Annotated in this window: 11 protein-coding genes and 1 other RNA gene; 6 read left to right on the forward strand and 6 right to left on the reverse strand. The window is 26.4% G+C overall.

Annotated elements, in window-relative coordinates:
- Window positions 1-457: 457 nt before the first annotated feature.
- The 5 genes from EIC27_RS04375 to rnpB form a co-directional block, all read right to left on the reverse strand.
- Entirely contained in the window at window positions 458-970 is a 513-nt protein-coding gene (locus EIC27_RS04375) for a DoxX family protein (RefSeq protein WP_162298334.1), read from the reverse strand.
- A gap of 99 nt (window positions 971-1,069) precedes the next feature.
- Window positions 1,070-1,273 (reverse strand): hypothetical protein, encoded by a 204-nt coding sequence (locus tag EIC27_RS07040; RefSeq protein ID WP_126044909.1) that lies wholly within the window; start codon window positions 1,271-1,273, stop codon window positions 1,070-1,072.
- Between the two features lie 39 nt (window positions 1,274-1,312).
- Window positions 1,313-2,023, reverse strand: a complete 711-nt coding sequence (gene lptB / locus EIC27_RS04385; RefSeq protein ID WP_126044910.1) for an LPS export ABC transporter ATP-binding protein — start codon at window positions 2,021-2,023, stop codon at window positions 1,313-1,315.
- Window positions 2,010-2,504 (reverse strand): LptA/OstA family protein, encoded by a 495-nt coding sequence (locus EIC27_RS04390; RefSeq protein ID WP_126044911.1) that lies wholly within the window; start codon window positions 2,502-2,504, stop codon window positions 2,010-2,012. Before EIC27_RS04390 ends, lptB begins: the two co-directional genes overlap by 14 nt.
- A 17-nt stretch (window positions 2,505-2,521) precedes the next feature.
- An RNA gene (gene rnpB, locus EIC27_RS04395) (RNase P RNA component class A) lies at window positions 2,522-2,883 on the reverse strand.
- A gap of 132 nt (window positions 2,884-3,015) precedes the next feature.
- On the opposite strand from rnpB, the gene EIC27_RS04400 reads away from it, so the two are divergent.
- The 6 genes from EIC27_RS04400 (at window position 3,016) to EIC27_RS04425 (ending at window position 8,111) form a co-directional block, all read left to right on the forward strand.
- Window positions 3,016-4,059: a rod shape-determining protein gene (locus EIC27_RS04400; protein WP_126044912.1), complete on the forward strand. Its 1,044-nt coding sequence runs from the start codon at window positions 3,016-3,018 to the stop codon at window positions 4,057-4,059.
- Entirely contained in the window at window positions 4,060-5,727 is a 1,668-nt protein-coding gene (locus EIC27_RS04405; protein WP_126044913.1) for a ribonuclease J, read from the forward strand. It abuts the gene before it with no gap.
- A gap of 5 nt (window positions 5,728-5,732) precedes the next feature.
- On the forward strand, window positions 5,733-6,626 hold the full coding sequence (gene hemC, locus EIC27_RS04410; RefSeq protein ID WP_126044914.1) for a hydroxymethylbilane synthase: 894 nt from the start codon (window positions 5,733-5,735) through the stop codon (window positions 6,624-6,626).
- Between the two features lie 99 nt (window positions 6,627-6,725).
- Entirely contained in the window at window positions 6,726-7,091 is a 366-nt protein-coding gene (locus tag EIC27_RS04415) for a hypothetical protein (protein WP_126044915.1), read from the forward strand.
- Window positions 7,092-7,269: 178 nt separating this feature from the next.
- Window positions 7,270-7,830, forward strand: coding sequence for a DMT family transporter (locus EIC27_RS04420; RefSeq protein ID WP_162298335.1), 561 nt, complete (start codon window positions 7,270-7,272; stop codon window positions 7,828-7,830).
- Window positions 7,773-8,111 carry an EamA family transporter gene (locus EIC27_RS04425; protein WP_240627089.1) on the forward strand — a complete coding sequence of 113 codons (339 nt, stop codon included), beginning with the start codon at window positions 7,773-7,775 and terminating at the stop codon, window positions 8,109-8,111. Before EIC27_RS04420 ends, EIC27_RS04425 begins: the two co-directional genes overlap by 58 nt.
- 254 nt (window positions 8,112-8,365) lie before the next feature.
- Here the strand turns inward: EIC27_RS04425 and EIC27_RS04430 are convergent.
- On the reverse strand, window positions 8,366-8,641 hold a 276-nt coding region (locus EIC27_RS04430; protein ID WP_153183752.1), incomplete at its 5' end, for a transposase domain-containing protein.

Below are 8,641 nucleotides of genomic sequence, written 5' to 3' on the forward strand. Positions count from 1 at the left end.
TTCTTTTTTTCTAATAGCATCATTAGCCTCTATTTTTTTAGGCTTTTGTTCTACCACTTATTTTTATTCTTGCCTAGATGCCCTTATTTTAGCGCTTACTTTACTTCCATATAATATTGATAAAAAAATATCATCAAATTAAATTTTTTTTAGAATTATCAAAAAACTTAAGAAACCCAAAGAAAGGCGGATAATACTTGTCAAGATGGGGATATTTTAGCGTTTACCATATAATATTGATAAAAAAATATCATCAAATTAAATTTTTTTTAGAATTATCAAAAAACTTAAGAAACCCAAAGAAAGGCGGATAATACTTGTCAAGATGGGGATATTTTAGCGTTTACTCCTTTTGAATTAAATAAATCAGACACAAAGAACAGTACTCCTACTGCATATGAATTATTAAAAACACAAGGTTATATAAAAGAGCAAAAAAGGAAGAGGAAATTACCATCTAAAAAGTAATAATTTTTTTAAGCCATTTTGGTGTTTTTCTATACTTAAGTAAAAACTTATCTATACTAAACTCACTTGGCTGAAATAGTGCGTATGAAAAGATAATTGCTGACCATAATATAGGATAATTCCATCCAGTACCAGAAGAGCTAACCCAAGCAAATTTATACCCAAATTTTAAACTAATATATGTAGTTACCATTAAGTATAAAGTTAAAATTATTGATCCAATTCTAGTTAAAAACCCACAGCTTAAAGTAAGACTACAAAAAAACTCGATTATACCTGTCGATATAACTATAATATTAGCTAATATTATTCCCAAGTTATGAAAATCATCTATTTCTTTAGATCTTATCATGGTTCCTTCAAATAATTTTTCACAAAAATAAGGAATAAAATCATATCCTAATAATATCCTTATGAAAATGCTTAACCAATAAAGATGATAATCAGTATTTTCAAACCCTAGTTTGTATATTTGATTTATACTAGATTTTGCTATAAGCATAAATTGAATGACCTTTATAAAAAATATTAACGTCATTATATAAACTGGCATCTTAAATCCAATAATGCTACATAGCCTTAAATTGATAACAAGTGTAAATCACCCTAATAAAAAAGAAGGTACAGGTATTTTTAGCTCTAAAACAATAAAAATAATTGTAAGTAATGAAAAAGTTAAAACATTATAACCAAATGTTTCTACTATAAAACCTGCATTATTTATTTCATAAAATTGAAAAAAAAAGCTTGCAATCATCAAGCACAATTGTAAAAAAATAAATGTTTTAAAGTCTACTACTTTCATTTACAGCTTTTATGTAGATTTGTATAAAGTATATTATTATTAAAAATTATTTCCAAGGTAAATTCTTCTTATTTGTTTGTTTTTGATTATATTCTTACTATCATCACATGCAATTACACTACCATTATACAATATGTATGCTCTATCAACTAAAGCAAGTGCTTCCTTAACGTTATGATCAGTAATTAAAATTCCTATTTTTTGCTTCTTTAAATTTTTAATTAAATCTATTATATTTTCAATTGCGATTGGATCTATTCCTGCTAATGGCTCATCGAGTAAAATATATTTTGGCTTCATTGCTACACACCTTGCAATTTCCAACCTTCTTCTTTCACCCCCAGATAAAGAAATTGCATGCGAAAATTTTAGATGATCTATAGAAAATTCAGCAAGTAATTCTTCCAATCTTTGTTCTCTTTTTGTTTTATCTTTTTCTATTATTTCTAAAACAGTCATCAGGTTTTCTTGAACCGTCATATTTCTAAAAATTGATATTTCTTGTGGTAAATACGAAATACCTAATTTTGCACGATATGATAAAGATAAACTTGTTATATCAACTCCATTAAAAAATACTTTTCCTACATCAGGTTTTATTAAACCAGAAATAATATAAAATGATGTTGATTTTCCTGCACCATTAGGACCTAGCAAACCTACAATCTCTGAGTTGCTAACAGATATTGTTACATCATTAACAATTTTCTTTTTAGAATACGTTTTAAATAAATTTTCAGCTACTAACATCTTTGTTTATTTTAAATTTTGCTTTAACTCTTTTATTTTTACTTTTATCTTTTAAATCAGAACTTAATTTAGAAATTTTATTGTTAAAATTATATATAAATAAATCCCCTATAATTTCATTATCCTGGTTATTTATATATTTAACATTATTAATAATTTTTAAAATATTATCCTTTTTTTTATATTCAGCTTTATCTCCCAATATAATTTTATTACCTATTTGAAATTTTACATTGTTTAAAAAAACGATTTGTTCTATTTCATTGCTTTGAGTTGTAATTAATAATTTATTACTAAAAACTTTAACTTTATTTTGCTGTAAAATAACATTACCAATAAATTCTGCAGTTTTAGCATTTGTATTAACATTTAAATTATTAGATTCAATATTAATTTCTCCATTGTTTAAATTAAATGCATAGGAATTTAAATCTAATGTTACAAGTAATATGAATAATATAAAATTTAATCTTAGTATCATAATTTAAATAAATATAAAACAACAGGCAGCCTATAAGCTGGGTTCTGTAGATACTATAATGTATCTGATGGTTATTCATCTCGATTTAATGTTACCATTAAACTCTAGCAATCTACCCGTGTTTAAAACTTGGAATAAAGTTAAAAAAAACACTACTTGATCTTGCTTCTAGAGGGGTTTACCATGCATCTTTTATTACTAAAAGATCGGTAAGCTCTTACCTTACCATTTCACCCTTACCAATTTAACAGGCGGTATATTTTCTGCGGCACTTTCCCTAAAGTTACCTTTGCTGGGAGTTATCCAGCTCTATTATTCCATGAAGCCCAGACTTTCCTCTGTAAAAAACTATATTTACAGCAACTATCTAGCTACCTGATAGCTATAAATTAAAATAAATTAAGAAAAAAATCTACAATTAAGTTTGCAAAAAAGTGATTTTTAGAATAAACAATAGATATTCCAACGTTAATTAATTTGGACACTAAAAAATAACTAAATATTAAATTATATGTTTTCATCCTTATTAGGATTATTTTCATCCAATATGGCAATTGATCTTGGTACAGCAAATACATTAGTATATGTTCCAAATCAAGGAATAGTACTTAATGAACCATCAGTTGTTTCATTGCTCCATGAAAAAGGTTCTTATATTCCATATGCTTTTGGCAATGAGGCAAAAGCAATGTTGGGTAGAACTCCAGCAGATATCAAAGCCATTAGACCATTAAAAGATGGAGTAATTGCAGAATTTAAAGGTGCTGAAGAAATGATAAAATATTTTATTACTTCAGTACATAAAAAACGAAGTTTTTTTGCTAAACCAAAAGTAATTGTTTGTGTACCATATGGCTCCACTCCTGTAGAAAGAAGAGCTATACAAGATGCTGTAGAGAGTGCAGGAGCTAGAGAAGTTTATTTAATATACGAACCAATGGCTGCTGCAATTGGATCTAATCTTCCAGTTACCGAAGCTACAGGCTCTATGGTTGTTGACATAGGAGGCGGTACAACTGAAGTTGGTGTTATATCCTTAGGTGGTATTGTTTGCGCTCAATCAGTTAGAGTAGGTGGAGATACTCTAGATGAATCAATAATATCATATATAAGAAAAAATCATGGTCTTTATATAGGTGATTCAACTGCAGAAAGAATTAAAAAGGAAATTGGAACTGCTAAAAAACCAAATAAAAAAGATGAAAAAAGCATATCGATAAAAGGTAGAGATGCAGTAACTGGGATACCAAGAGAAATAGTATTAACAGAAACTATAATGGCTGAAAGCATATTTGACCCAATTGCACAAATTATAGATGCTGTTAAATTAGTGCTTGAAAAGGCACCGCCAGAGCTTTCTTCAGATATTGCCGATAATGGAATAATTATTACTGGTGGTGGTGCGCTTTTAAGAGATTTAGATAAAGTTATAAGTGAAACTACTGGTTTAAAGGTTCAAGTAGCTGATGAGCCTCTTCATTGTGTTGTACTTGGAACTGGTAGAGTATTAGAAGATTTTTCTTATTTCAGACATGTATTATTTCAACAAGATTAAATGAATTCTAATATAAATTTTAAAAAATTAAATAAAGAACTAATATTTATTCCACTAGGAGGTTCTGGTGAAATAGGTATGAATTTAAATCTCTATCATTTCAATGGTAAATGGATAATTGTAGATTTAGGATTAGGATTTGCAGATTTAGATTTACCTGGAATAGATATTATTGTGCCCAATATTAATTTTATCATCAAGGAAATTAAAAAAGATATTTTAGGAATTGTGTTAACTCATGCTCATGAAGATCATATTGGAGCAATACAATATCTTTGGTCAGAGATTGGATGCCCAATTTATGCAACAAAATTTACATCTTTAATAGTCAAATCAAAATGTAAGGAATATGGTTTAACTCAAAATATGAAATTTAACGAAGTTGAATCTAATAATACATTTACATTAGAAAATTTTAAAATTTCTTTTATTCCAATAACACATTCTATACCTGAAATGAATGGGTTATTAATTGAAACTGAAAAAGGAAAAATATTTCATACAGGAGATTGGAAATTTGATAATGAACCAGTTATTGGAGAAGTAACTGATGAAGGAACACTTGAAAATATTGGCAAAAAAGTAATTTTGGCTTTAGTGGGAGATTCAACAAATATTTTTCATAAAGATCATTCTGTTTCAGAAGGTGAACTTGGCCGAAACTTAGAAAAATTACTTTGTACGCACACTGGCAAATTAATTATTATAACAACATTTGCTTCAAATGTGGCACGATTATTATCAATGGTTAATGCTGCTAAGAAAGATAAAAGAAAGATAATTTTGCAAGGAAGATCATTATGGAAAATGTATCTAGCTGCTAAAGAAGCTGGTTATTTACAAGATACGATTATATATGATGAAAAGCATTTTAAAAAATTTAAGCGTAATGAAATAGTTGTTATTTGTACTGGTTGCCAAGGTGAATCATTAGCTATGACTACTAAAATAGCAGATAAAAAACACCCTCAAATCTCTTTACAAGAAGATGATGTAGTAATTTTTTCATCTAAAATTATCCCTGGAAATGAAAAAAAAATATATAATTTATTTAATAAACTTGCTGAAATGAATGTTAATGTTTTAAATGAGGCAAATGAGTTTGTGCATGTCTCAGGACATCCATCTGCTCAGGAAGTAAAAAAAATGTTTAAACTTATTCAGCCAAAAATAGCAATACCTGTTCATGGAGAAGCAATACATCTTAATGAACATTGTAGGGTAGCAAAAAATTTAGGAATTAAACAAGCATTAAGTGTTAGAAACGGTGATGTAATTATATTTGACAATGATGAAGCAAAAAAAATAGGTAAAGTTGAATCTGGATATTATATTATTGATGGAAATTTAATTTTAAATTCAGATAGTATTATAATAAAAAATAGAAAAACACTTAGAGATAATGGAGCTTTATTTATTTCTATGATAATAGATAAAAAGAAAAAAAATATTAATCACCTATATGTTGTTGCTCCAGGTATTTTAGAAGAAAACTTAGACCAAGATATATTGGATGAGCTAAAACTTGATATTTTTGATACATTTAAAGAAATATCAACTTTAGATAAAAATAAAATCAAAAATTCTATTGAATTCTCACTGAAGAAGCATATCAAAAAGCTTATAAATAAATCACCTTTAATAAATATCAATGTATTTTTTATTTAGATTTTATGTTAGTAAAAATAGCAACAAGAAGTAGTCCTCTTGCTATTAATCAGGCACTTATAGTTGCCAATCAATTAAAATTTTATCATAAGCATTTAACTATTGAATTAATAAAATTAAAAACTCAAGGTGATATATTGCTTACTCATTCTTTATCTAAAATTGGAGGCAAAGGACTGTTTTTAAAAGAAATTGAACAAGCAGTAGTAGATGGATATGCAGATATTGCAGTTCATTCTATGAAAGATGTACCTGCAGATGAAAATAAATTTTTAGAAATTAATTGTATATTAAGACGCTCTGACCCAAGAGATGCATTTATATCAACTAAATATAAATCATTTTTATTATTACCAAAAGGAGCATCTATTGGCACATCTTCTGTAAGAAGAAAAGGGCAAATTTTAGCTTTAAGGCCTGATTTGGTAGTTAAAAATATTAGAGGTAATATTGATACTAGGTTAAAAAAATTAAACTGTAATGAAGTAGATTCTATAGTTTTAGCAGCTGCAGGATTAAAAAGAAATAATTTAACTCAGCATATCAATCACTATTTTGAAATCGATGAAATGTTACCAGCTATTGCTCAAGGTGCAATAGGCGTCCAAAATAAAATTAATGATGCTAAAATTATAAAACTTTTAGAACCTTTGAATCATAAAAAAACTCAAATAGCTATAAATACAGAAAGAGCATTTTTAAAATCATTTCTAGGTGATTGTTCTACTCCAATTGCATCTTATTGCACTATTTTTGGTGATAAATTAATGTTAAAATCTGGATATTTTAGTGAAAATGGAGATTTGCAATTTTATACTATTGAAGAAGGTAATGAAGGTATTGGAAATGATTTAGGAAAAAAATCTGCTGATAAAATAAAGAGAATGCTTTTTTATTAAAAATTTTATATTTGATGTATAAAATAAAGCTACCAATAATATAGATTGTGTGGTAGCTTTTAGCTTTATATTATAATTTATTAAAATGGGGTTTTTAACATGAACTATAAAGATATATCAATTTGTTTAGGGCTAGCATTAATACTTACTACAGCAAATTTACATGCTGCTCAAAATAATAATAATTTAAAGCAGGTTCAATCATCCGACCTAACAAATCAGAATAATACTAATTCTGATCAAGATGATAGTAGTGATACCACTAGTACTCAAAGTACTGATGATGATCAAAACCAGAATCAAAATACAGGTAATAATGTAATTGTTCAGGGTACTAACAATACAAATAACCAAATTAACAATGATACATCAACAACTCAATCATCTAATAAAAATAGTCAACAAATGACTAATCAACAAAATTATAGTACTGGCCAAACAAACACAACTATGAATAGTAAATAAGTAAATTTATATACTTTATTCAAAATAGCTTAATTATTAGATATAATAATTAAGCTATCTTTACATCTAGATAACAAAACTATTATTAATATAATTTCTACATATTTTTTTAGAAATTTATCTAGCTATTTTAAAACATACATGTTTAAAATAGCTTTTTTATATTATTAGTTTGCATGTGAAATATTTTATTGGTATAGCATGGTTTTTATTTAGCTTAGCTATTAGCTGTATAAATGATATTATAGCGAAGTATATTTATGCCAATAATTTATCATCACTTGAAATTTCCTTTTACAGATTTCTTTTTGGAACTATAAGTTTTTTACCTGTTATTATATTTTATGGTTTAAAATCTATAAAAACTTCACATATAAAACTACATTTTTTAAGGGGAATTTTATTATCTTTAGCAATATTTTTATGGATCAGTGGATTACAATCTTCTCAAGTGGCAATAGCTACTACAATTAGTTTTACTATCCCTATATTTGTATTAATCTTAGCACCTTTAATTTTAAAAGAATCAGTATCATTTGTATTATGGATTGTAACATTTATTAGTATGATTGGAATATATATAACAATATCTCCACATAGCAAAAATTTACTTCTAACTCATATCTATTTGTTATTGCAGCAATACTTTTTGCTACACTTGACGTTATTAATAAAAAATATATTACAAAAGAAAAAATGCTTTGTATGTTATTTTACTCTTCCTTATTTACAACTATAATATTATTTATTCCATTGTTAAATGGCTTTAAAGTTCCTACAAGTAAAGATATTTTTTACTTTACTATATTGGGAATAGGCAGTAATTTAATCCTTTTTTGTATTCTTAAAGCTTTTGATACTGTTAAAGCATCAGTTCTTGCACCTTTAAGATATATAGAGTTAATATTTTCTATAATACTTGGATATTTTATTTTTAATGATATACCAAGTTATAATATGCTAATTGGAGCATCAATAATAATTCCAACTTCACTTTATGTTATACTTAAATTTAAATAATAATATAATTGTTATAAAAAGATATAGTATGTAGATATATTATTTATATAAAACTTTTTAAAAAAACTTAATATAAATTCTGTACCTTTATTTTCATTAGAATAACATTTAATATCTCCATTCATAATTCCCATTGCTTTTTTACAAAAACTTAATCCTATTCCATGTCGTAAACGCTAAAATATCCCCATCTTGACAAGTATTATCCGCCTTTCTTTGGGTTTCTTAAGTTTTTTGATAATTCTAAAAAAAATTTAATTTGATGATATTTTTTTATCAATATTATATGGAAGTAAATTTACTAACTCTTTTGGATCAGAATAATCATGAATATGATTCAGCAAATATTTTAAATAATCATAAGGATTAATCTTATTTACTTTGCAAGTTTCAATAATACTATAAATATTTGCACTAGCTTTAGCACCCTTAGTTGTTGCACAGAACATCCAATTTTTTCTGCCAACTGCAAATGGTTTTATACTACGCTCCGAATCATTATTATCAATACGCAGTCTTCCATCTAAAAG

It is taken from the genome of Candidatus Aquarickettsia rohweri (assembly GCF_003953955.1).
In the GTDB taxonomy this organism is placed as follows: Bacteria; Pseudomonadota; Alphaproteobacteria; order Rickettsiales; family Midichloriaceae; genus Aquirickettsia; species Aquirickettsia rohweri.

What these genes read in the sequence shown, in the direction of transcription:
- EIC27_RS04375 (WP_162298334.1), bottom strand. Translation starts at nt 970, where the DNA reads ATGCTTATAGCAAAATCTAGTATAAATCAAATATACAAACTAGGGTTT.
- EIC27_RS04415 (WP_126044915.1), top strand. Translation starts at nt 6,726, where the DNA reads ATGAACTATAAAGATATATCAATTTGTTTAGGGCTAGCATTAATACTT.
- EIC27_RS04400 (WP_126044912.1), top strand. Translation starts at nt 3,016, where the DNA reads ATGTTTTCATCCTTATTAGGATTATTTTCATCCAATATGGCAATTGAT.
- EIC27_RS04390 (WP_126044911.1), bottom strand. Translation starts at nt 2,504, where the DNA reads ATGATACTAAGATTAAATTTTATATTATTCATATTACTTGTAACATTA.
- lptB (WP_126044910.1), bottom strand. Translation starts at nt 2,023, where the DNA reads ATGTTAGTAGCTGAAAATTTATTTAAAACGTATTCTAAAAAGAAAATT.
- hemC (WP_126044914.1), top strand. Translation starts at nt 5,733, where the DNA reads ATGTTAGTAAAAATAGCAACAAGAAGTAGTCCTCTTGCTATTAATCAG.
- EIC27_RS07040 (WP_126044909.1), bottom strand. Translation starts at nt 1,273, where the DNA reads ATGAAAGTAGTAGACTTTAAAACATTTATTTTTTTACAATTGTGCTTG.
- EIC27_RS04405 (WP_126044913.1), top strand. Translation starts at nt 4,060, where the DNA reads ATGAATTCTAATATAAATTTTAAAAAATTAAATAAAGAACTAATATTT.